This is a genomic window from Bacillus sp. JUb11, assembly GCF_024807925.1.
In the GTDB taxonomy this organism is placed as follows: Bacteria; Bacillota; Bacilli; order Bacillales; family Bacillaceae; genus Bacillus; species Bacillus altitudinis.
On record NZ_JANUEZ010000002.1, the window covers coordinates 159,621 to 182,734 of the forward strand.

Annotated in this window: 20 protein-coding genes; 6 read left to right on the forward strand and 14 right to left on the reverse strand. The window is 41.4% G+C overall.

Features of this window, described 5'->3' with window-relative positions; genetic code table 11:
* Position 1: 1 nt before the first annotated feature.
* The 7 genes from M2369_RS04060 to M2369_RS04090 all read right to left on the reverse strand — a co-directional run bounded on the left by M2369_RS04060 (position 2) and on the right by M2369_RS04090 (position 10,698).
* Positions 2–745, reverse strand: a complete 744-nt coding sequence (locus tag M2369_RS04060) for a (S)-benzoin forming benzil reductase (protein WP_041508103.1) — start codon at positions 743–745, stop codon at positions 2–4.
* Between the two features lie 97 nt (positions 746–842).
* Entirely contained in the window at positions 843–1,340 is a 498-nt protein-coding gene (gene essA / locus M2369_RS04065; RefSeq protein WP_072368217.1) for a type VII secretion protein EssA, read from the reverse strand.
* On the reverse strand, positions 1,321–4,218 hold the full coding sequence (gene esaA, locus M2369_RS04070) for a type VII secretion protein EsaA (protein ID WP_259253402.1): 2,898 nt from the start codon (positions 4,216–4,218) through the stop codon (positions 1,321–1,323). The genes essA and esaA overlap by 20 nt, the downstream gene beginning before the upstream one ends.
* Entirely contained in the window at positions 4,215–8,690 is a 4,476-nt protein-coding gene (gene essC / locus M2369_RS04075) for a type VII secretion protein EssC (RefSeq protein ID WP_259253403.1), read from the reverse strand. Before essC ends, esaA begins: the two co-directional genes overlap by 4 nt.
* A gap of 51 nt (positions 8,691–8,741) precedes the next feature.
* Positions 8,742–10,055 (reverse strand): type VII secretion protein EssB, encoded by a 1,314-nt coding sequence (gene essB, locus M2369_RS04080; RefSeq protein WP_008345895.1) that lies wholly within the window; start codon positions 10,053–10,055, stop codon positions 8,742–8,744.
* A 14-nt stretch (positions 10,056–10,069) separates the two neighbouring features.
* A complete protein-coding gene (yukD, locus tag M2369_RS04085; RefSeq protein WP_008345897.1) occupies positions 10,070–10,309 on the reverse strand; it encodes an ESX secretion system protein YukD in 240 nt (79 codons plus the stop codon).
* 95 nt (positions 10,310–10,404) lie between these two features.
* Entirely contained in the window at positions 10,405–10,698 is a 294-nt protein-coding gene (locus tag M2369_RS04090) for a WXG100 family type VII secretion target (RefSeq protein WP_003213769.1), read from the reverse strand.
* Between the two features lie 407 nt (positions 10,699–11,105).
* Between M2369_RS04090 and M2369_RS04095 the strand changes: the two genes are divergently transcribed.
* The 3 genes from M2369_RS04095 to M2369_RS04105 all read left to right on the forward strand — a co-directional run bounded on the left by M2369_RS04095 (position 11,106) and on the right by M2369_RS04105 (position 14,295).
* Positions 11,106–12,335, forward strand: coding sequence for a sporulation transcriptional activator AdeR (locus tag M2369_RS04095; RefSeq protein ID WP_008345900.1), 1,230 nt, complete (start codon positions 11,106–11,108; stop codon positions 12,333–12,335).
* 110 nt (positions 12,336–12,445) lie between these two features.
* The gene (gene ald / locus M2369_RS04100; protein WP_259253404.1) at positions 12,446–13,582 is read left to right on the forward strand and encodes an alanine dehydrogenase; all 1,137 of its coding nucleotides are present in this window, start codon (positions 12,446–12,448) and stop codon (positions 13,580–13,582) included.
* A gap of 116 nt (positions 13,583–13,698) precedes the next feature.
* Positions 13,699–14,295 carry a biotin transporter BioY gene (locus M2369_RS04105; protein ID WP_039168933.1) on the forward strand — a complete coding sequence of 199 codons (597 nt, stop codon included), beginning with the start codon at positions 13,699–13,701 and terminating at the stop codon, positions 14,293–14,295.
* A 47-nt stretch (positions 14,296–14,342) separates the two neighbouring features.
* On the opposite strand, the gene M2369_RS04110 is transcribed toward M2369_RS04105, so the two are convergent.
* Positions 14,343–15,671 (reverse strand): Na+/H+ antiporter family protein, encoded by a 1,329-nt coding sequence (locus M2369_RS04110; RefSeq protein WP_024719743.1) that lies wholly within the window; start codon positions 15,669–15,671, stop codon positions 14,343–14,345.
* A gap of 139 nt (positions 15,672–15,810) precedes the next feature.
* Positions 15,811–17,301 (reverse strand): leucyl aminopeptidase, encoded by a 1,491-nt coding sequence (locus M2369_RS04115; protein ID WP_008346787.1) that lies wholly within the window; start codon positions 17,299–17,301, stop codon positions 15,811–15,813.
* A 326-nt stretch (positions 17,302–17,627) separates the two neighbouring features.
* Here M2369_RS04115 and M2369_RS04120 point away from each other — a divergent pair, with 326 nt between their 5' ends.
* On the forward strand, positions 17,628–18,104 hold the full coding sequence (locus M2369_RS04120; RefSeq protein ID WP_024719744.1) for a divergent PAP2 family protein: 477 nt from the start codon (positions 17,628–17,630) through the stop codon (positions 18,102–18,104).
* A 40-nt stretch (positions 18,105–18,144) separates the two neighbouring features.
* Here the strand turns inward: M2369_RS04120 and M2369_RS04125 are convergent, their stop codons facing one another.
* The 4 genes from M2369_RS04125 to M2369_RS04140 form a co-directional block, all read right to left on the reverse strand.
* Positions 18,145–18,789, reverse strand: a complete 645-nt coding sequence (locus M2369_RS04125; RefSeq protein WP_100324821.1) for a 3D domain-containing protein — start codon at positions 18,787–18,789, stop codon at positions 18,145–18,147.
* A gap of 99 nt (positions 18,790–18,888) precedes the next feature.
* The gene (locus tag M2369_RS04130) at positions 18,889–19,209 is read right to left on the reverse strand and encodes a YuiB family protein (RefSeq protein ID WP_003212933.1); all 321 of its coding nucleotides are present in this window, start codon (positions 19,207–19,209) and stop codon (positions 18,889–18,891) included.
* 81 nt (positions 19,210–19,290) lie between these two features.
* The gene (locus tag M2369_RS04135) at positions 19,291–19,416 is read right to left on the reverse strand and encodes a YuiA family protein (protein ID WP_008346797.1); all 126 of its coding nucleotides are present in this window, start codon (positions 19,414–19,416) and stop codon (positions 19,291–19,293) included.
* Between the two features lie 135 nt (positions 19,417–19,551).
* Complete coding sequence (locus tag M2369_RS04140) at positions 19,552–20,769, reverse strand: NAD(P)/FAD-dependent oxidoreductase (protein ID WP_160758061.1); 1,218 nt, start codon at positions 20,767–20,769, stop codon at positions 19,552–19,554.
* 390 nt (positions 20,770–21,159) lie between these two features.
* Here M2369_RS04140 and yumC point away from each other — a divergent pair, with 390 nt between their 5' ends.
* Positions 21,160–22,158: a ferredoxin--NADP reductase 2 gene (gene yumC, locus M2369_RS04145; protein ID WP_039181175.1), complete on the forward strand. Its 999-nt coding sequence runs from the start codon at positions 21,160–21,162 to the stop codon at positions 22,156–22,158.
* A gap of 46 nt (positions 22,159–22,204) precedes the next feature.
* On the opposite strand, the gene M2369_RS04150 is transcribed toward yumC, so the two are convergent.
* Positions 22,205–22,411: a hypothetical protein gene (locus tag M2369_RS04150; protein WP_008346803.1), complete on the reverse strand. Its 207-nt coding sequence runs from the start codon at positions 22,409–22,411 to the stop codon at positions 22,205–22,207.
* 210 nt (positions 22,412–22,621) lie between these two features.
* Between M2369_RS04150 and M2369_RS04155 the strand changes: the two genes are divergently transcribed.
* On the forward strand, positions 22,622–23,038 hold the full coding sequence (locus tag M2369_RS04155) for a hypothetical protein (protein ID WP_259253406.1): 417 nt from the start codon (positions 22,622–22,624) through the stop codon (positions 23,036–23,038).
* The last annotated feature ends 76 nt before the right edge of the window (positions 23,039–23,114 follow it).

Sequence of the window (23,114 nt, forward strand, 5' to 3'; positions counted from 1 at the left end):
GTTATGACTGCTTTTTTCCATACTCACGGGCATCATATACACAACCGCTAGCTGGGTCATCTGCCAGAAGGTCGAGTAAAATACCGGCCACTTCATCTGGGCTCTTTAGCGTACCTGTTTCATATAATTGCTGAAACCGTTCAATTTGTTCAAAGTCCTGTTTGGAGGATTTCCGAATCTCTCCCTGCATCTCCGTATCAATCGTACCGGGTGAAAAGGAAAACGTGGTGACAGGATATGCTTCGTCCTGCTGTTCCTCATGTAAAGTTCTCATAAACATATCAAGCCCTGCTTTTGAACTGCAATAGGCACTCCATCCTTTGTACGGATTTTTAGCTGCTCCAGAAGAAAGATGCACGATGGTTTTCTTCCCTTCAAGAGATTGTGTCTCTCTCACAAACACATGACTGAGCAAAACAGGGATGACAAGGTTCAGCGTATAATGCTGATGAAGCGTATCTTCTCCGCCTTGCCCTGCACGCTTGATAGGAGTGACCATTCCTGCATTATTGACAAGCAAGACGTCATCAGCGTCTGCGAGAGTTTGCGAGGACAAGATGCCCTGAAGCCACTTTGCAGCCGATTCCTCATCAGTGAGATCGACCTGTGAATGCGTGAGGTGTGGATGGGATAGTGGCGACTCACTTCTTGCAGCGGTATACACGTTATCCCCGCGTGAAAGTAGCTGTTTGACAAGTGCTAAACCAAATCCTTTTGATCCGCCTGTGACGATTGAAATTCGAATGACAATCTCCTCCCTTGATAACACTATTTTAAATAGTGAATCGGTATCACATCAAGCAATCTGCATAAAGAAAAGCCTGCCCTTTTCATAAGGCAGGCTATTTCTTTTCCGTCTTCACATTCACCTTTGGAATGAGAATGATCATGACAATGATGCCAAAGGCGATCAAGATGCCAAAAATGATTGGCAGAAGTGCCGATCTCTGCTTTTCATGATCATCGCCAGAAGGCGTTGATACAGCGGAATCGCTGAAAGAGATATCCATCTCTTTCATCATACGAGCTGGCGTTTTAGGCGGATTGTCTTTCAGATCACTAAAAAGCTGCGGCGAAAGTTGACCACCAGAGGTCTTAGGCGGGTCAGCAAAGTGAATGTCCGTTTTGACTTTAGATGTTGTTTTGCTTTGTTCGTATTTCGTTTGATCCCTCAATATACTCGAATTAATATTGAGGTTCTTTTCTTGATATTCATTCGGCTTGACATTCGTATCCGTATCTTCACCTGTAGCAGCAAAAGCAGCAGGACTGAGGAGAAAAAGGGATATGACACCAAGTGCCATCCCTTTGACGAATAGATTAAGCCTCATGAGTGACATCACGTTCCTCTGTTTTGTCTTTCCATAGCTTCTTCACTAGTGGAATGACCATGAACAATATCGTTAAAATCAGTAGCCCTGTGATGCCCATACCGAAGTTGTCTCCATTTCCATATTGGATGGACAGATACACGTCTGTCACTGGATTTGTAAAATGGAAGTTTGGCATGACCAAATCAATTAACGGTGCAACAAAGAAGAAAATAAGCACCGTTGCTGCCATCCATCCGGCAATTGAACCGAAAAGGAAAGCTGTGCGAATAAAGGCAGAGCATGCCACTAGCAACAAAATCGTAAAGATCGACCATTGAATGGCTTGGTCATCAGCTAGTTTGTAAATGTTGAGTCCAAACAGGCTGATCATGAGCCCGACTAGCAGATTTAAAATACCAAAGAGTGCACCTTTGACCAGCATTGGCGCTGACGCATAGTACGAGCTAAAAAAGCCAATCAACAAACTGCTGATCATCACAATAACCAAAATGACTACTGGCGGTACAGTCTGCGTTTTTTCTTCTGGCACATCGCCGCTAATTTTCAGCGGATTAGCTAAATGGTTATACACATAGTTGCTGTTGCCTTGATCGTCTAAAGTGTTGCCTAAAATACCCTTTAAATCTTGTTGAACAAGCTTCGTAGAATTGACATTCTTACTCCAGTTTTCGTTCAACGTGTCTGCTTTTTCTTGGACGGTTGTGACACTTTCTTCAATATTATTCGTATAATCGGCCACCCCTTTTTGGCGGTCGGTTAACGAGCTCATATTTTCAGAAAGACGAAGCACTTCCTGACCAATTGAATCCTGTGCACTCACAACAATCGAACTGCCCGCAAGGTCTGCTGTATACACCGCATCTCCTTGATCAGCCATTTGTTCAGCTACTGTGTCCGCACTTTCAGAAATGGCATTTAACTCCTGTTCCATACTTGCCTGCTGAGTCGAAATGTATTCTGCGTAGCCATCTGAGAATTTTTGCATCTCATCAATAAAGGTAGACACATCATCATTTGACGTCAGCATCTGATTTTTGAGTGTATCCCAGTTTTCCGTTTCTTCTTTTTTAATGGAAAGGATAGACTGGATTTCATCTCCTTTTGTGTCTAGTAGAGATGAGTTGTTTGTTGGTTGATATAGATTCCCAAGCATCATCTCTAGCTGAGACAGTTGATTGGAGTATTCCATTAACTTTTTGGTGCTTGTTGAATTTGTTTTAAACTCTTGATCAAATATTTTCGTATTCACAGTGTTGCCAATCGGCGAGTTTACTCGTTTCAGCTCTTGCACTCTGTTTAAAATAGAGGATTCCTGATTTTTGATTTCATTCGGAATGACGTTATATCGATCTTGTAACCTCAGAATCATCTTTTCAAGCTTCTCTACTTTTTTCGTGAGGCTTTCAAGCTCCTTACTCATTTGACTTACTTTGTCCTTCAATTGGTCGTTATGAGCGGTCGCTTTTTCTTGAATCTTCTTTTTCACTTCTTCTAAACGATTAGACAGTGCTTTTAGGTCATCTTTTGATTGATTCGTGCTGCTGTTATCTGGCTGAACAGCATCCTGACCATTTTCCCCCTCTTTATCATCTTCATTAGTAGGAGGTGCAGTCTGATCTTCTAATTGATCAGCTAGATCGTTCATTTCCGATGAAATTTGCGAGAGTTCATTTGTTTCATCATCTAAGTTAATGCCAATCTCTTCTGGGTTCTCATTATCTTGATCTGATTGCCCGTCATCATCAGGATCAGCTGGCTGCTCGGGTGCGTTGATTAGCTCTTGCCTTTTTGTCTCTAGCTTATTCTGCAAGGCGATGATCTTACTTTTATAGGCCTCTAAGTATTGACCTTCATAATTCTTCAACAGCTCTTCTTGAGACGCCTTCACAAGGTCCGTTAATCCCGACGATTGCTTAGGGATTGCGTCTTCTCTTGCCTTTTGAACAGATTGAATTGCGCTGTCCGTTGTTTTAAGCTGATTTTGGACCCCATTGATATCGGTTTTGAGTCCGCCCATTTGATCGCTAAAGCTGCGGGCATTTTGGTTTTGAATCTCCGCAAGCTGTTTGAGTCCTTGCTGGATTTGTTTTTTACTTGTCGATTGCGCTTTGATCAAGAGATCCTTTTGTTTGTCTTGATACTGCTGATATTGATCGACTACTTTTACGAAATCCTTCAGCTGGCTTTTCGCTTCTTCTGTTGTACTTAAACCGTCTTTATACTGTTTTTGTGAATCGGCCATCGCATTTTTTAGTTCTTCTATTTGTTTCTTCTGCTGCTGGACGGCATCAGATAGTTTGTTTGAATTTGGCTTATAGAAGTTGTACATCGTGTTTTGGAATTCGACCTCTTTGCCAACAATATGCTCAAACTCTTCTCTGACATTGCCGATTTCCTGTGATACAAAACTCCAATATAAAGTCGACATTTGTTCATTCATTTTCTTTTGAGCATTTTCTAGCTCTCTTTGTACTTTTTCTTTATTTACTGCATTCAGCTGATCTTGGATTGAGAATTGGATAGATGCCTTCTCAGGATGATCCTTATCATAGCTCAGCACATTTTTAGAGAAGTCAGATGGAATATAGAGAACTGCATCGTACTTTCTATTTTTCAGGCCATTTTCTGCCGCACTTCGATTGACGACTGTCCATGTGTAATCTGGACGCTCTGATAATGCCGCCACCACATCCTGTCCGAAACGAGCGGTATTTTCACTTTCGCTCGCCCCCATATCCTCATTGACCACGGCAATGTTACGTGTGGCATTCTTTTTCTGTTTTGCCGGATCATCCCCAATGAGATGGAAAAATAGAACCGGCAAGACGAGAATCAGTATCATGGTCGACACGATTTTGATGGAGCTTTTTTGCTGCTCTGTCATTGAACACTCTTCCTTTCTACCGCACATAAAGGAACCTGGATTTTCTTCTCTTTCCCGTTTTCAACCAAATATCCGAAGCCTGGCTGAATCTCTGGTTCTTGTCTTGCATACGGAAGCGGTATGATGTTTTGCTCTGATTTTTTCATCAGTAACATGGCATGACGAACCTGTTTGATTTCGTTTGTGAGTGCATCATAGCCTTTACTGAATTCGGTATGATTTCCTGACGCAATCAGGCTGAAGCCTAAGTGTGCATATGACTTCATGAAATCAGCCAATTGATCTTGAAGACGCGGGTCGATTGTCTGCTGAAAACGCGTAATGCCATCAATCACAAGCACAATTTGAGAGAACGACAACTGATCAGTCTCTCCTCGGCGCACAGCTTCGACGTACATCTCTTCACGCACCTTGAATAAACGATCTATTTCCTCTGCCCATTCTGTGATATCATCCTTTGTTTCAAGGTAATCAATGTTCTCTTCTTTTGCATAATGAGAGAGCCCCCGATCAATCGAATCAAAGACAGCCAGCTTCTCAGGTTTTGCTACTAATAGCTGATCAAGCATCAGCTTTGTCACATTTGTTTTCCCTCGCTGCGTTTGACCGATGATGAGGCAGTGTTTATTCTTCTTCAAGTCAAAGTAAACAGGTGCAACAGATTCCTCATCTAGTCCGACTGGAATGTCATACGGCTGTTTTTGTTCTTCTAAGCGACTCTCTAGCTCCCAAATGGTCAGTTTATCAGGAAGCATTGGTACAGGTTTTGGTTTTTCAGCTGATTCAAAGCGATCATGAAGAAGCTGGATCTCTTGTTTTAAATGCTCAAACAATTCGAGATCGTTCTCTCCTTCAACTGGCAGGAACATTTGGGCAAAGTAAAGCTCTTCTTTGTTGATAATGACTCGTCCTGGAATCGGCTCTAAGCTGAATTTCGGTCTGCCAATGATGGAGTATGCCTCTCCTTGATCCATTAAGTAATGGACAATCTTTGTTTTCAAGTTGTTCATAAGAGATTGACGGACTGCGTTGACACGAGTCGCTGTGATTAAGAAATAAATGCCTAACGATTGTCCATCACGGCTTAACTGAATAAATTCAGATTCGAGTTCATGCATTTCGTCTTTCACAATGTCAAAGTTGTCAATCACGATAAATATGAATGGAAGCTTTTTCTCATTCAGCGCATTGTACATTTTGATATGACTCATTTCCTGCTGTCTAAATAAACGCTTGCGATATTCAACCTCTTCACGAAGACGCTTCATCGACTTTTGAATCTTTCTCATTTGATCCATTAAGAAATAATCAGCCGTATGCGGAAGTTTGGCAAGCGGTAGCAAGGTGCCGTTACCGAAGTCATAAATATATGCATGCCATTCTTCAGGTGAATATCTTTCTGCGAAGCTCATAAGCAGTGTTGTTGCAGCAAGTGATTTGCCGTAGCCGGATGAACCGAAGATGCCAATATTTCCATCCTCCATCATTTGATAAGAAAGTGGATGCTGGCTTTGCTGATCTGGCTCATCGACAAGAGCGAAATGGAAGACGTGCTCTTCACTTGATGCATAACGTGTTTTCGGAATCCGTTCTTCAAGCGGTGGAAGCCATGGACTCGGAAGCTTTTCAATTCCAAGCTCCTGCTGCATACGTTCAATTTCATCCACAACAGCGGAAATTTCCGTCACTGTCTCTTTTTTCACAGCCGGCTCTGTACTTACCCCTGATAATGGGATCAGTCCAGTGTCCGTTACAATGGCGATGTCATCTTCTGATCCGTAGCCATCTTCCATATACGGTGCACCGCTCCAAGCCGACTGGAATAATTCATAGATTTCATTGTTCCCCACTTGTAAATATCCACGACCTGTCACGGTAATCGACGCTGCATCACTATTTTTCAAAATTTCCTTACTGTCTGATGCATCTTGTACCTTTAATGCGACTTTAAAGCGGGAGTTACTCCAAATTTGATCATCAATGACCCCGCCAGGCTTTTGTGTCGCCAAAATGAGATGGACACCGAGACTTCGTCCAATCCGCGCAGCACTGACAAGCTCTCTAATAAAATCTGGCTCTTCACTTTTTAATTCAGCAAACTCATCAGAGATTAAGAACAAATGAGGCATCGCCTGTTCCGCCTTTTTCTCTTTATAGAGTTTCGTATAGTCATTGATATGATTCACATGATACTGATCAAACAAGCGCTGCCTTTTCTTCAGTTCACTTTTAATAGAGGCAAGCGCTCTTTCACTAAAGTTTTTGCTGCCTTCAATGTTTGTGATCGTACCAAGTAAGTGTGGAATATTTCGGAACGGCTGTGCCATTCCGCCTCCTTTGTAATCAATGAGCAGGAACGCCACTTCATGCGGGTGAAAGTGTACAGCCAAGGATAAAATATACGTCTGTAAAAACTCACTTTTTCCTGATCCCGTTGTTCCTGCTAATAGACCATGTGGGCCATGTGCTTTTTCATGCAGATTCAGATCGACAATATCGTTTTTTCCTTTATAACCGATAGGCACAGATAATGACTTTGCTGTTTCAGATGTCAGCCATTTTTCACGAATGCCAATGTCATCTACCTGCTTGGCATGAAACAGGTCAAGGAAGGAGACCGTTTCTGGAATTGAGTTGGTCATCCCGACTTGATGATCTAATGTTCTTAAGGTTCTGGCAAACAGCTCATTGTCCGCTCGCTCATGTGCATCCAGCTGAAATGGAATTCGTACGGCCTTCTTATGCTGAATGAGAATATCTCCTTCTTCTTCGTTAATGTAACGAACAAGCGTTGAAATATTTTCAGCCAAGCTTTCCTTTGTTTCTGCCGCAAAGATAATTGAGATGCCTAAATCCGTCCGGCTGCCTTCTAGGTATTCTAAAATCACGTGTTCCGCAATGAGTTCATGGTTTGTCACGATAAACACAAAGTGAGGCGTAAAGATTTTTTTCTCTTTTTCCTCTTCCAGATCACGCTCTCGCAAAATTTCATAAATAGAAGACAAGAGCTGATCACGTGTTTGTTCGTTATATATAAACCCTTTCCCGTATGTATGAGGAAGTTGGAAGTGCGGCAGCCATTTCATCCATTCCCAGTTCTCATACTCCTGTTCATTAAAGATAAAAACAAATCTCAAATCATGATAGCTGTGCGAGAAAGCAAGCTGGCCGACAAGCTGGTGAAGCTCATTTTTGACAATTGCCGGTTTTCCTATTAATCCGGTTGGACCGTCCGCAAGACCGAACGTAATCGGTACATCTTTTACCTCGCGATAGACGTTTTGCATATGCTGTGTTTGTTCCATTAAGTCATCGATGTCACGATTGGCCATATCGCCGCCGCTCGTCGATAATTCATAACTTGAAGGAACTGCACCTGTCCCGAGACGCAGCTGTAAAAAATCATCACTGACAAGCGTCTTTTCCCAAATACGCCCGCTGATTTCTGACGTCAAATATTTCATTTGTTCAAAAGACGGATAATGATACGTTAAAATAAATTGTTGACGGTCATACAGCTCTTGCAGCTCTTTCCGCTTATTTTCTAAGTAAAGCGAGTAAACGCGTTGCCGCTTCTCTTCTCGTCTTTTGCGCTGTGATTTCTCTTTAAAATATTGAACGGACGAAGTAATTAACGTCATAATAAACATCGCCATCGACACGACAATAAAGATGCCTCGCGGCTGTACAAGGGCCACGATCCCCATGACAATCAGCATGACAAGCGGTGGAAGAACCACGAGCCAAAGTCCTCTGCCATTATTTTCACTCTCCTGTGAAGGAAAGCTGAAAGACACCCGGTCATCTGGCAGATCGTAAATCAAACGTGGTGTTCGTCTATATAAAGGATATTTTTGTTTCGTTTCGGTACTCGGCGGCCTTGTTTTTTCTAAACGTGTTTGAAATGGTTCAAATGCTGTTACTTGCAATAAATCATCATCTTTCAATGACAACGTCAAAAAGTTCCAAAACAGCTCATCTCCAGCAAGAAGCTGCTGTTGACCGTGCAACTGTTTCCCGTTCACATAGATCGTCTCATCTTGGGGAATGACATACCAAGTGCCTTCTATTTTTTCCAACGTGAAGGATTTGGCATCTTGAAACATTGAATGAGCTTGTTCTTTCCACACATCCGCTTCATCTATTTCTTCACTTGAAATAGTCACTTCGACTCTATTTCCTAGGTAATAAATGGATTGATCATGATGTGAATCCATCAACATGAGTGTGAGTGAACCAATCTGATATGGTTCATGTGGAAGTAAGTGACCTTTCTTTTTTTCGCCCTGATAAAGAGAAAAGCCGTCATTCGTTTCATCTGGAGATAAACGAATCAACCCTTCATCAAACGAAAGGGAAGGAATCGTTACTGTATGCTCTATTTCAGGTCCAATCACAGCTTCTCGGTTGAACTGCTCATCTAAACGGACGGTTTGATAATCTTCCTCATAAAAAACCCATAGAAGACTCAAACGCTCCACCTCCTCATCGGACAGCACCAACTGTCAGTTGTATCGAAAGAATTATTTTTTCTCATCTTTTTTCGTCTGAGAGGTTTTCTTTTTTGCATCAGATTCTTTCTCTTTTTTCTCCTGATCGGCTTTTGACTGCTCTTTTTGTTCAGCTGTTTCATCTGTTTGACTTGCATCTGAGGAGTCATTGGTGCTCGTCTCCGTTGTTTCTTTTTCTTCATACTTCGCCATTTCCTTAATGATTGGATCTAGCTGTTTTTGTTTTTCTTCAGCAGATAGGCTGTCGTCATTTTGAATTTCATTGCGGTAGGCGACGAGTGCTGTGAATATGTATCGGTCGTCCCCGAGCACCCTTGCAATATCCAGAGCTTCCTTGCTATTGCCTTGTCCAATATGAATCCAGAACAGGAAGTATTGCGGGTCAGTCTGCAATGTGTACGTATCCGTGATTTCTTTTTTGTGCTGGTCAAGCAATAGATTCCCTTGATTCGTTTGCACATACGAAATGGCCAGTTCATATTGAAGAGAGACTGGCATTTGATCGGCTTTGTATTTTTCGAGCGTATCCACCACTTGGCTGTACTGTTTGTTGAGATAATACTTGTTCGCTTCCACATACGCTTCTTGTTTCGGCATGGCGAAAAAGAACGTGTAAATGGTATACACCAATGCAGGAATCAAAAGAACAAGGAGACCAAGTCCAATGTATCGTTCGATCTTCCATTTCTTTTTTGGAATGGTTAAGAGCGTCTTTTCTTTTGCTTCGATGGCTTCTATTTTTTGTTGAATCAAAGCAGACAATTCTTCCAGTGACTGTGTATCACTTATTTCCTTTGCCAGCTCAGATAATTTCAACGTATCATGATAAGCCAAATATTCTTGAAACTGATATTCATGGTCCACCACTCGAAGAATGACGGCTTTGACCTCTTTTAACAGACGATGTTGGTCGGTTTCATATGGCGGGATGCTTTCTTTAACCCCGTAATGCAAAAATGCAGGCGCTAAGCCTTGATGAAAAACAATGTTTTCAGGAGAAACAATAGGATGCAGCCGCTTCACGTCGTGTTTGCACACTGCATCGACAAGCTGGTATGAAAAAATCCATTTGCTTTTTTCATCCTTTGCATGGATGAAACGAAATTCCTGATAGGCAGGAGGCGGTTGAATCGAAATGATGACCTCACCTTCGGTTAATTGGATCTCTTTTTTAAATGAAGGATTGATGTCTTTAATCGGTGCCGCTTCTAAACCGTCTAAGAGTTTAATTGTCTCTCTTTGAAAAATGAAGGTGTAAGTGCCTTCCTCTTTTTTCATGACTGCTTCTAATTGTTCTTCTAAATAGGAACTCTTTTTATCTGCCATTTACAAAAGTCCTTTCATAGTATTTCCAGCCTGTCTCCTGTGGTGATTCCACAGTCTGACAGCTTATATTCGCCTGAAAACACAGCTTTCTTATTGACTACACGCACCCATCCGCCATCTCGTTTAGGTAGTGAGATTTGTTTTGCCTGCCAGGCGATATGGATGACTTGTTTAATATGTAAATAATTTGATAGTCTCAAATCAAACACACTGCCATCATAGTTTTTTAAGTCGATGGTAATATCGATATACACAAATTTCCACCTCACAAAATAGAAAGAGCGCCGGCATCAACTGACAGACTCGGCGCTTTTTCTGCTTTTCACACTTAGAAAGGAAATCCCTTTGATTAGCCGCGGATTTGGCTAGCGATGTCTTGGTCAGTGCTTTCAAGTGTATTTGCAGTTTGATCAAGCTGATTGCTGACATCTGTTAATAGATCAGACATTTTGATGAATGAAGGTTTAAGCTGTTCGTATTGATCAGCGAATGCTTCACTAGAAGCACCTTCCCACATTCCTTTTAGGTCAGAGATCATTCTATTTAGACGATCAACTTGGTTTAACACTTCTTGACTTTCAACACCATATTGCTTAGCGGTCGCTCTTAGTTCTTCTGGGGTTACGCGAATAATTCCTGACATATTCCTCATTACCTCCCGTGCATAGCCGCCATATAATGGGCTAATCCACTTATTTTTTGACGTTATTATTATAAAAACAGAAATGATACACAGTCAAACAAATCTGTTTTTATTTTACAAAATGAGTCTATGGAATTACTGTTTTTTCGCTCTTTATCTAGTATTTAACAGTTTTTTGGTCATATATTCTTAATAAAAGGGCGTGCACTTCCATGAATCTTTCCGCCTATTGATTTTTTACTACATTATTATTGTACTATTTCTTTTTGTGATCAACGCATGACCAATGTGCTCATTTTTCAAGCTTTTTGTTTTTTTAATGTTTATGGCATTTTTTTGTTGATTTACGTACCTGATTCTCTTCATAATGTAAGTACGTGAAATATTCGAAAAAGCAGGGGTTTTTTATGACAAAAAAGACAGATCCATTTAAGTATAGCCTTGATCGTTTAGAGGATGTGGCAGACCAAATTAGTGATGTGCTCAATTGCCCTATTACTATAGAAGATACTCATCATCGATTATTAGCCTATAGCACACATAATGATTTCACTGATCCCGCCAGAACTTCAACCATTATCTCCCGCCGTGTACCGGAAAAAGTCATTAATCGGCTTTGGAAAGACGGTATCATTCCTACACTCCTTAAAACAGATGAACCGCTTCGCGTACCTCAAATTGCAGAAGTCGGTCTATCCAGCAGGGTTGCCATTTCCATATGGAAAGACAAAGAGGTGCTCGGCTTTATCTGGGCAATTGAATCCACGCAGCCTTTTTCAGATGAAGAAATGGACCTTCTCAAGATGGCAGCACATGCCGTGAAAAACAAATTACTCAATTTACAAATTCGAAAAACGAAAACAGAAGAACGCAATCAGGAGCTATTTTGGAAGATGCTCACAGGACATATTCATGAAAAGGATGAGATGCTTGATCTCTTCTTGAGACTTGGGATGAGGTGTCCAGACACGTATGCCATTATTATCTTTCGCCTTCGTGATGAACTCACTGAAGATACGGAAAAGAAGCTCTCCTATCTGCTTGAAACAACGCAACAAGTGCAGGTGCTGTTAACGACTGTTGATTTTAACGAATTCATTATTCTTGTCTCGCCAAAAACAGAACATCCGCTTCAAGATATTAAACAATTCACAAGCGGCATGCTAAAGCAGTTGTCTGATCGGTATCAGCTCCATGACGTTCAAGCGGCCATTGGTGGAATTTACGATCACATTACTCATATTCAGCCATCCTATAAAGAAGCACTGGCCGTCTTAAAAACAAAAGAACGCTTTCCTGTGGAAACAGAACAATTAAACAGCTTTTCTGAACTGGGTATTTATCAATACTTAGATGTGCTTGCTGAAAAACGAAAGGGATCGTCTTATTCCAGTTACTCTTTATCAAAGCTTGAGGATTACGATCTCAGGCATCATTCCAACCTCGTCGAGACCCTTGAACGGTTTATTGATTGTGACAGCAACGCCAATATCGCCGCAAAGCAGTTAAATATTCATATCAACACATTGAATTACAGACTGAAGCGGATTACGGACATTGCAGAAATTGATTTAAAAAACATGAATGAGAAAATGACCATTTATCTTGATATGAAGCTAAAAAACGTCCCTTTGTGAAATTTCACAAAGAGGCGTTTTTTAATTTTTTCATTCAACCGAAGAATTTTCTAAACTTTCAGGATACACTAGACATACAATATCAATAGATAAGCATAGGAGGAATTGATATGATCATCGGCATTCCGAAAGAGATTAAGAACAATGAAAACCGGGTCGCATTAACACCAGGAGCAGCATCTCAATTGCTTTCAGCTGGACACCAGATTTTAATTGAAACGAACGCTGGTTTTGGAAGCGGTTTCACTGATGACGATTATGTATCTGTTGGTGCAGAGATTCTTCATCAAGCGAAAGATGTGTGGGCATCTTCTGATATGATTATGAAGGTAAAAGAACCATTACCTGAAGAATATGCTTATTTCAGAGAAGGTCTGATCTTATTTACGTACTTGCACCTTGCAGCAGAGCCCTCCTTGGCTGAAGCATTAAAACAAAAAGGTGTAACAGCCATTGCTTATGAAACGGTAACGGACGGAAAATCACTCCCTCTATTAACGCCAATGTCTGAAGTAGCAGGTAGAATGGCTGCTCAGATTGGTGCTCAATTTTTAGAAAAGCCAAAAGGCGGAAAAGGCATTTTGCTCGCCGGCGTGCCAGGAGTATCGAGAGGGAAAGTCACCATTATTGGCGGCGGCGTTGTTGGAACAAATGCAGCGAAAATGGCGATCGGACTTGGCGCAGATGTCACCCTTATTGATGTAAATGCGGAACGATTACGTCAGCTGGACGATCAGTTTGGTCATCAAATGAAAACGTTAATGTCTAATCCTGTTAACATTGCAGATTCAGTGAGCGAGGCAGACCTGCTCATTTGTGCAGTTCTCATCCCAGGTGCTAAAGCTCCAACCCTTGTCACAGAAGAAATGGTGAAACAAATGAAGCCTGGTTCTGTCATTGTCGATGTAGCCATTGACCAAGGCGGGATTGTGGAAACAATCGATCATATCACAACACATGATCAGCCTACTTATGAAAAGCATGGCATTTTACATTATGCTGTTGCCAATATGCCCGGAGCGGTTCCGAGAACATCGACAGTTGCTTTAACAAATGTCACAGTCCCATACGCACTGCAGATTGCAAATAAAGGCGCTGCAAAAGCGATCAAAGAAAACAAGGCGATTGCTGAAGGCGTCAATGTGATGAACGGACATATCACCTATGAAGCTGTCGCTCGTGATCTCGGCTATGATTATGTGCCTGTTAGTAAAGCCCTTGAAACCTCTTCCATGACCGAAGCTTAATATCTAGCCCGCCCTTTTCAGGGGCGGGTTTTATTGTTAACCTAAAATAAAAATGAGTTGACAAAAGAACCTCTTCCCCTTAATCTATTTGTACAGATAAGACAGGGGGAAATATCATGCAAAAGAAGACAAGAACAGCTGACTTTGTGCTCGTCGGGATGTTTGCTGCACTCATGGCTATCGGAGCCAATATCACATCCATTGTGCCATTTTTACAGGTCGGCGGAATCCCACTTACGATGCAGCCGTTTTTTTGTGTGCTTGCTGGTCTTTTGCTGGGCAGACGACTTGGCGCATTGGCCATGATTGTCTATGCTCTTGTTGGGATCGCTGGTGCACCTGTATTCGCACAGTTCTCGGCGGGTCTCGGCGTTATTTTAGGAAAAAGCGGTGGCTTTGTGTTATCATACATTCCTGCTGCATGGTTTGCCGGATTCATTCTTGAAAAAAGACAAAACCCTGGTTTTGGCCGCTTTTTATTTGCAGCCATTGCAGGAACGACCGTGATGTATGTGATCGGGACAACTTATACGTACATCGCATTAAATGTATGGCTGAACGCACCAATCTCTTATCAAACCACATGGTTCTTCATGATGTGGTTTATGGTAAAAGACTACGCGCTGACCATCCTCCTTGCGATGCTGGCACCTAAAATTTATCGATCGGTTTCAAAAGCCACATCCTTTCGAAAAGAACAAACAGCTTCCTAATATCAGAAAAGGTTCCTTTACTCTATGAGTAAGGAACCTTTTTTCATTTATAGCATAATTGCCGCAAGCCAGCCGAACAAGACGAGCGGGATATTATAAAAGGCGAATGTTGGGACACATGTACCCCAAATGTGGTGATGCTGTCCATCCATATTCAGTCCAGATGTTGGTCCAAGTGTACTGTCGCTTGCAGGTGAACCTGCATCTCCTACCGCCGCAGCTGAACCAATAATCGCAATAGTCGCCATCGGGCTGAATCCTAAGTGTAAACAAAGCGGGACAAAGATCGTCGTAATAATCGGAATCGTTGCAAATGATGAGCCAATGCCCATTGTCACTAGCAGACCCACCAATAGCATTAAAATAGCCGCTAAGCTTTGGCTGTTTCCGATAAATTGAGAAGACGCCTTGACGAGAGATTCAATATCTCCTGTTTTCGTTAAAACATTGGCAAATCCAGCTGCAACAAGCATGACAAATCCGATAAATGCCATCATGTTCATGCCAGATGTAATCAGCGCATCTGCTTCATCACGTTTCATCATTCCAGTTACAAACAAGACAAGCAAGCCTGCAAGCGCACCGAAGATCATCCCTTCGACTCCAAGACTTTGAGAGAGATATAACTGAACAATAAGTGATACAAGGATCGCAAGTCCAGCAAAGAATAAGCTCTTTTTTGTATATGCTGATTTTTCTACATCCGTAATGTCACGATTCTCATATGTTTTTGGCTTACGATAGACAAAGAGTGAAACGATCAAGCCAACAACCATGCCGCCTACAGGAATCAGCATCGCATACGGAATGTCTGCTAAATTCACTGTTAAACCTGCATCTTTCATGTTGTCACGAAGCATTCCGTGAAAAATCTGTCCAAAACCGACCGGAAGCAAAATATATGGTGCAGTAAGTCCGAAAGTCATCACACATGCTAGCAGTCTGCGGTCAATTTGAAGCTCGTTAAACACCTTTAATAATGGCGGGATTAAGACCGGAATAAAGGCAATATGAACAGGAACAACGTTTTGAGAAAAACAAGATACAATCAAAATGACCAGAATAATGAGCACTTTTGATAATGTTTTTCTTCTTGAATCGCCTTCTTTTCCAAGAAGCTTCACAGCTCCTTCGACCATGGCATCAGGAAGACCCGTTTTCGTCAGTGCGGCTGCGAATGCACCTAATAGTGCGTAACTAATCGCCACTGTCGCATTTCCGCCAAGACCGTCAGTGAACGCTTGAACTGTTCCCCCTAGACCTAATCCACCTGCAAGTCCGCCCGCTAAAGCGCCAAGTGCCAGCGCAATCACGACATTGACCCGCAGCAAGCTTAATATCAACATTAAAACAACCGCTAAAACAACTGCATTCATGGTGAAACCTCCGAAATCCTTTAGTTTACTAATGTAGTAGATAATTAAAGTACCAACGTATGTTACCATAGAAAATTTACTTCGTCAAATGGCGTATGTCCTACATAAAAAGCTCTGCCAGTTGGCAGAGCTTCGGTCTTTATTTCTTCGGTTCAAATCGTTCCACAAATGTTGCTAATGATCTGACCATCACACCTGTTGCTCCTGTTGGACCAAAGCATGAAGGCTTTTCTGTCGTGGCTGTTCCTGCAATATCTAAGTGAACCCAAGGGGTATCTTCAGCGAATTCCCCAATGAATGCACCTGCCATGATCGCATGACCATCACGACCTGGTGAGTTATTCAGATCAGCCATTTTGCTGTTTCTTACTCGTTTTTTATCTTTTTCGGTGATTGGCAGCTGCCAAATCATTTCCCCACATTCTTCTGATGCCTCTTTAAACTGGGCATACAGTTCATCGTTATTGGTCATCACGCCTGTTGTCTCATTCCCAAGTGCCACAATGACACCGCCTGTTAGTGTCGCAACATCCACAAGCACAGAGGCACCATGCTGCTTCGCATAGGTCACACCATCTGCTAAAACAAGCCGACCTTCTGCATCCGTGTTAAGCACTTCAATTGTTTTGCCGCTTAGTGAGACAATGACGTCATCTGGCTTCATCGCATCTGCTGAGACCATATTATCTGTTGAGGCGATGACCGCAATGACATTCTGCTCTGGACGAAGTTCACCGATGATTTCCATTGCACCTAAAACAGAGGCTGATCCGCCCATATCTGTTTTCATCCCCACCATACTTGCTCTTGGCTTTAAGGAATACCCACCTGTATCATACGTAATGCCTTTACCGACAAGACCGATGACGTCTGTCCATTCTTCCTTGCCTTGATATTTCAATACAATCAGCTTCGGTGGTTCTGTTGAGCCTCTATTAACGGCTAGAATACCGCCCATTCCGAGCTCTTCCATTTGTTCTTTATCTAAAATTTCAATCTCGAATTCATATTTATAAGCAAGCTCTGCCGCATAGGATGCAAGATCAGAGGACGTGAGCATGTTCGGCGGCATATTCACAAGTGTACGAGCCGAATTGACCGATTGTCCGTAGACTTCGCCCACTTTCAAACTTGCCTGAATTTCGGCAGCATCATGATCCGTTGTTGCATAAACAAATTCGATAAAGCGATCCGGTTCATTCGTTTTATGTTTAAAATCTTGTAATTCATATGTAGCTAAAAGGCAGCTTTCAGAAAGGGCATGGGCTGCATCTTGAACAGGCAGATCCTTTCCTGTGAATGTATCAAGCAAAACCGAAACTGCTTGCTTTTTATCTTGATGAAGCTTTTTAAATAAATGCGCAAACACTTCCTTTGCCTCTTCAAACGTGTAATCTGACTCCTTCCCAAGCCCGACAAAATAAATACGTTTAATGCCGGTTTCAGGGGATGGGAAAAATTTCGAAAGCTGATTTCGCTTGGACGAAATATCGCCTTCTTTTAATAATTCAGTGATTCTTCCTCCATGTAACTCATCCATTTCTTTTGCTTTTCCTGATAATTGGCTCTTTTGAAAAAGTCCGATGGCCAGTGTATCTTTATGTTGCAACTCATTTGTCGAGAAAAACATATTTATCACACGCTCCTTCAATGAACTCCATATTTCACATTGGAACTTCTATTATATCAAAATTTATGTGCTGATACGATCATTGCCAGCCTGTCTTCCCTTGAAGAACATTTATATTTTGGCACGCGGAAGGGCATCATGAAAAAGCGGCAGCGATCCATAGCAACCTGTCCATGGTCTCCTCGTTCCACATCTACTTTCTTTAATGTTATAATGAACATGGACTTGGCAACAGTTCTTACTGCCATCATTTTTTTATCTTACTAGGGTAAATACTTTATCATTTCGCACGTTATTTTTTCTTAAAGAGAGGATGTTTCTTGTTCATGAGCGTACTGACGAATTTTCCGCTGCTTGCCAGCCTTGCAGCCATCTTTTTTGCACAATTTGTAAAAGTACCGATTCAATTTATCATTTCTAGACGACTAGATTGGTCGCTCATTACAAGCACAGGCGGAATGCCAAGTTCACACTCCGCAGCAGTAACAGCACTCTCAACAGCAGTTGCTTTAGAGCACGGGCTAGGAACATCTATTTTTGCCATTTCCGCCATCTTTGCCATTATTACGATGTTTGATGCGACAGGTGTTCGCAGACAGGCAGGAGAACAAGCAACTGTCCTGAACAAACTGGTCACAGATTTTAACCGGTTTGTTGCCGAGGCAAAGAACTTCCCAAGTGCGGAAGAAAAAGAGAAGCAAAAGAAATTGAAAGAGCTTCTTGGGCATAAGCCGATTGAAGTCTTCTTCGGCGGCTTAACAGGAATTTTGCTCACACTCATCTTAGATTATTACTTCATGTAGAAACGAAAAAGCTTTGGACCTTTTGAGATCCAAAGCTTTTTTATTCTTTATTGGCTTGAAACTGCTGCCGGAACACTTGCATCGATTCTGCTTCATTCAACTGATTTAAGTCTTTTTCTGTCAGCGTTCCTTCACCCTTTTTAATCACATAAACGTCCAGCACTTTTTTACCCCATTCTCTATACACATCATCAACCGTTTCATAATATAAATCAAGCTTATGACCTTTAATCGCTTTCCCAGTATCTGCGACTACACCATAGCCATAATTGGGGATAAACAGGACAGTTCCTATCGGAAAGACAGATGGGTCCGCTGCAACGGTTGAATATAAATCACGTTTTACTTTGACGCCTGAATATGTAATGCCATATGCATGATGTTCTTTCGTCTTACCTGTTGATTCTACACCTGCTGTATAACCTGTGGCGACAACCTTTTGCTTCGGATAATCGTTCCAATTAAATGCTTCTTCGAGAGAAACAGCACGCAATTCGTCACTTTTCACCGCCATCGTCTGCCTTTTTGGATGCTTTAAAAAAGAAGATACGTGCTTACCGGCATCGGTCTCTTTCACCCATGCAGCTAAATCACTTGGTTCTACGCCAGATATGCCCGTAAAGCTTGTCATCAAGGCAAGCATAAACAGAACTGTCATGAACAATCGTTTCATCCATGTTTTCATTTCTATTTGTCACTCCTCTACCCATCTATTTGTTTCCAAACAAAATGGAAACTATGCAAAGGAGAAACAAAAAAACCCACTTGCGTATAGACAAGTGAGTTAAAACATTTGATAGCCTCTTTTACGAAGGGCATTAATGACAAAACCTGAGGCAATGGCACCAATTAGACCACTTAATAAAATAATGATATCTGCCGCAGCAAGAGAAACGATGCGGTCTCCTATCCCGGAAAAAGCAATGCCTGGTTCTCTTACATAAGCAATCATCTTTTGATTATTGATAATGAAAAGGCATACAATTGGATATAAAATTGCCATAATCCATGACATTCTCAGCAGCATATTCAGCAAAAAGCCAATGCCGAAGAATAACACGAAAAATAAAATAACTGAAATGATAACGACTGGTAAACTGATCACTTCATCTCCACCCCCAAATATCCCATCATTAGTTTAACTTGGAAATAGAGATGAAGTCAATCAATGGAAAAAGCCGTAAGATTAATGCTTCTTTCCTGTCCCTTTACATTCCTCACATGTTTCTGATCCGCCGAGCAATAACTGAAAGTATCCTTTTCCTGAACAATACTGACAAGTTGACTTTTTTTCTTTCGTTTGTGCATTCATATTGCTCACTCCTTAATCTAAATTTTCTGATAATTCATCATAACATATTTTTCTGTCCAGTACCAAGTGAGAAAATATTCCGTCAAACATTAAAAAACGTGTACCACAAGGATACACGTTTTTGTCTATATCGGTTTAGAAGAACTTGAATTTTCCTTTTTTCAGAACAAGTCCTGGTCCGCCAACCATGAATAATGAACGGTTGTCGATGATTTTTTTCATTGCAGAAGCTTTTGTTCCTTGAAGTTTTTTACCAAACGCAACACCTACAGCGTCGTGTTCACCAAGAGAAGCAACTGTTCCTTTGATGTCTGGCTTAAAGCTTTCTAGCGTACCACCTTTTACTAGTGCTGCAAGGTTTTTCGCTACTGTTTCACCTTGCTGCATCGCAATTTGTGCAGTAGGTGGGTATGGACGATTAATTTCTTCATTGATGATTAATGAGCAGTCACCGATGATGAATACATCTTCATTTTCTGGTACACGAAGATCTGGAGACACTTTTACGCGGCCGCGCATGTTTTCAAATCCAGCTTCTTCAACGATTGGGTTACCACGTACACCAGCAGCCCATACAACAGTTTCAGCTTTGATTTCTTCTGTATCATCGTCTTTTCCAACAATGATGCCTTCAGGCGTACATTCTTTGATCGCTGTACCGATTTTGAACTCAACACCTTTACCTTGAAGGTAGTTCATCGCATAGTCGATCAATTCAGGATCGAATCCTGGAAGAGCTGTTGGTGCAGCTTCTACACAGATAATACGCACGTCTTTTTGATCAATATCATACTCTTTGCAAAGCTCAGGTACACGGTTTCCAAGCTCACCAAGGAACTCAATACCTGTGAAGCCTGCACCGCCGACAACGATTGTCAGACGCTCTGGACGCTTTTCGGCTTCCGTATTATATGTCGCAAATTGAAGTTCAATGTGCTCACGAAGCTGACGAGCAGAGTTGATGTTAGAGATTGAGAATGCATATTCTTTCAGTCCTGCAATACCAAAAGTTTCAGGAACAGCACCAAGCGCAACAACAAGGTAGTCATAAGAAAGTTCGCCATCTGATGTCACAACTTTCTTCTCTTCCTTATTAATGCTTTCAACTGTTGCTTGTACAAAGTTGACACGGGAACTGTTAATCACATCTTTGATTTGATAACGACAACGGTCATGATGAAGAGTACCTGCACTTGCTTCATGTAACCATGTTGTTTCGTAATGATAATTATGCTTGTTCACAAGAGTAATGTCCGCATCATTTGTGCCAAGCTGTTTTGTTAATCTTGTTACAGTCATTAATCCGCCATAACCTGCACCTAATACAACGATTTTCGGTTTATTCACTGGAATCACATCCACCTTTTTTAAATTTGCTGTAAAACGGATAAAGAATTACATATCGTTATTCTCAACCGCTTTGCGGCATTTTATGAAATTTAAACAAAAAAATAAGTATGTGAAAATCTGAACTTTCACCTACAAAAAACGAAAGCATTTGACCGTATCCGACAAAAATTCATAAAAAATTAATATTTAGTTCCCTTAACAATAATAGCGAGTTCTGCTCCTTTTTTCAAGGCTTTAAACTGAAAATCCTTAGGATAAACGGTCTTTCTCTCTTTTTTCCCCTTTTCACAGCATCGGCATCAAAAAACGACAAGTTTTTCAAAACAAGTCAAACGACGATATGTGGTATGATATGATATAGTGATAACAATTTTCATTTGGGAGGATTAAGGAATGCAAGAAGATTCTAAGGTATATGACATTACCGTTATCGGGGGCGGCCCAGTCGGATTGTTTACTGCGTTTTACGGAGGCATGAGACAGGCAAGTGTGAAAATCATTGAAAGCCTTCCTCAGCTCGGCGGTCAACTATCCGCTCTTTACCCTGAAAAATACATTTATGATGTGGCTGGTTTCCCAAAAATCCGCGCACAAGAATTAGTTGATAATTTAAAGGAACAAATGGATAAATTTGATCAAACCATTTGCTTAGAGCAAGCTGTGGAAACGGTTGAAAAACAAGCAGACGGTATCTTCAAACTCGTTACGAATCAAGAGGTTCATTATTCAAAAACGATCATCATTACAGCTGGTAACGGTGCATTCCAACCGAGAAAGCTTGAGCTAGATACTGCAGAATCATTTGAAGGAAGCAACCTGCATTACTTCATCAATGACTTGAACCAATTCGCTGGCAGACGTGTTGCTGTTCTTGGCGGCGGAGACTCTGCGGTCGACTGGGCACTGATGCTTGAGCCAATCGCAAAAGAAGTATCGATTATTCACCGTCGTGATAAATTCCGTGCACATGAGCATAGTGTAGAAAACTTGCACAACTCGAAAGTCAATGTACTGACACCATTTGTGCCAACTGAGCTCATTGGGGAAGACCGCATTGAACAAATTGTGCTTGAAGAAGTGAAAGGCGATAAAAAACAAGTACTAGATGTGGACGACGTGATCGTCAACTTCGGTTTTGTTTCCTCCCTTGGACCAATCAAACAATGGGGCCTTGAAATCGAAAAGAACTCTATCGTGGTCAAATCCACGATGGAAACAAACATCGAAGGCTTCTATGCGGCAGGAGACATCTGTACGTATGAAGGAAAAGTCAAATTAATCGCAAGCGGATTTGGTGAAGCACCAACTGCTGTGAACAACGCGAAAGCTTACATGGACCCGAAAGCTCGTGTACAGCCGCTTCATTCCACAAGCTTATTTGAAAATAAATAAGAACGGATCAAAAAAAGGAGTTCCATCTGCGGAACTCCTTTTTTGTTTATTTAAAAATCCCAATATAGGCATTCGCCATTCCAAGTACCATTGCAGCAAGTAACACCACAACAATTCCTGCCACAACCAAAATCACCCGATCCTTCACACGTTCCTTTTTCGGAAGCGGCTTGTCTATCCCGCAAGATGGACATGTTTTTGAACGATACGGAATCAGTTCATGACAGTTCCTGCAATTGATTTGTTCACTCAAACCTCAGCAACCTCTTTTCTGATGACAGTTTATGTTTGGTTCTCATGATACTCTTTTCGAGTGGAAATAGCCAGTTGTGAGGACAAGCTGTAACAAAATTGAGCGATTTATGAATTGTTTGAGAAGAAATGGAATCAATGAAGGTTTGATTGGTTCAGCCGATATAAGAAGGAGAAGATCGTCATGAAGTCATGAAGGATAGGTGGAAAGATGATAAAACGTTTCGTGATTAGTTTGAGCTTGTTACTGATGATTGGTGGTTCAGTTGAAGTGTTTGCAAAAGACTATAACAAACACTATGCTCAATTCGCTGCCGGATTGAATATGGATGTTGATCAGCTAGAACCTTTTTTAACACATGTGTCTACTTCGATTTTAGATGCTGGTTTGAGTGATCAAGAAATCAAACAGATACTCACCAACGTTCAAAAAATGAATAAAAACAATGAAACAAAAAGAATGGGCACTTTTGAAGTGGTGTACCATGAAAAAACAGCAAAGATTAAAATTGAAATTGAAGTCCATGTGGAAGATGGCAATAAAGAAGTGGTGATCTATATGTTTAGCACCCAAGAGTTGGTGGATGTCTTGGATAAAGAACTATTGAAAATAGAAGAAGCAATTTGAGAAAGAGACGCTGAATGAGTGTCTTTTTTTCATTTTTACACCTTCATTGATCCCTTTCTATTGACCCTCACGTAAC

What these genes read in the sequence shown, in the direction of transcription:
- essA (WP_072368217.1), bottom strand. Translation starts at nt 1,340, where the DNA reads ATGTCACTCATGAGGCTTAATCTATTCGTCAAAGGGATGGCACTTGGT.
- esaA (WP_259253402.1), bottom strand. Translation starts at nt 4,218, where the DNA reads ATGACAGAGCAGCAAAAAAGCTCCATCAAAATCGTGTCGACCATGATA.
- essB (WP_008345895.1), bottom strand. Translation starts at nt 10,055, where the DNA reads ATGGCAGATAAAAAGAGTTCCTATTTAGAAGAACAATTAGAAGCAGTC.
- M2369_RS04090 (WP_003213769.1), bottom strand. Translation starts at nt 10,698, where the DNA reads ATGTCAGGAATTATTCGCGTAACCCCAGAAGAACTAAGAGCGACCGCT.
- M2369_RS04095 (WP_008345900.1), top strand. Translation starts at nt 11,106, where the DNA reads ATGACAAAAAAGACAGATCCATTTAAGTATAGCCTTGATCGTTTAGAG.
- ald (WP_259253404.1), top strand. Translation starts at nt 12,446, where the DNA reads ATGATCATCGGCATTCCGAAAGAGATTAAGAACAATGAAAACCGGGTC.
- M2369_RS04105 (WP_039168933.1), top strand. Translation starts at nt 13,699, where the DNA reads ATGCAAAAGAAGACAAGAACAGCTGACTTTGTGCTCGTCGGGATGTTT.
- M2369_RS04110 (WP_024719743.1), bottom strand. Translation starts at nt 15,671, where the DNA reads ATGAATGCAGTTGTTTTAGCGGTTGTTTTAATGTTGATATTAAGCTTG.
- M2369_RS04115 (WP_008346787.1), bottom strand. Translation starts at nt 17,301, where the DNA reads ATGTTTTTCTCGACAAATGAGTTGCAACATAAAGATACACTGGCCATC.
- M2369_RS04120 (WP_024719744.1), top strand. Translation starts at nt 17,628, where the DNA reads ATGAGCGTACTGACGAATTTTCCGCTGCTTGCCAGCCTTGCAGCCATC.
- M2369_RS04125 (WP_100324821.1), bottom strand. Translation starts at nt 18,789, where the DNA reads ATGAAAACATGGATGAAACGATTGTTCATGACAGTTCTGTTTATGCTT.
- M2369_RS04135 (WP_008346797.1), bottom strand. Translation starts at nt 19,416, where the DNA reads ATGAATGCACAAACGAAAGAAAAAAAGTCAACTTGTCAGTATTGTTCA.
- yumC (WP_039181175.1), top strand. Translation starts at nt 21,160, where the DNA reads ATGCAAGAAGATTCTAAGGTATATGACATTACCGTTATCGGGGGCGGC.
- M2369_RS04155 (WP_259253406.1), top strand. Translation starts at nt 22,622, where the DNA reads ATGATAAAACGTTTCGTGATTAGTTTGAGCTTGTTACTGATGATTGGT.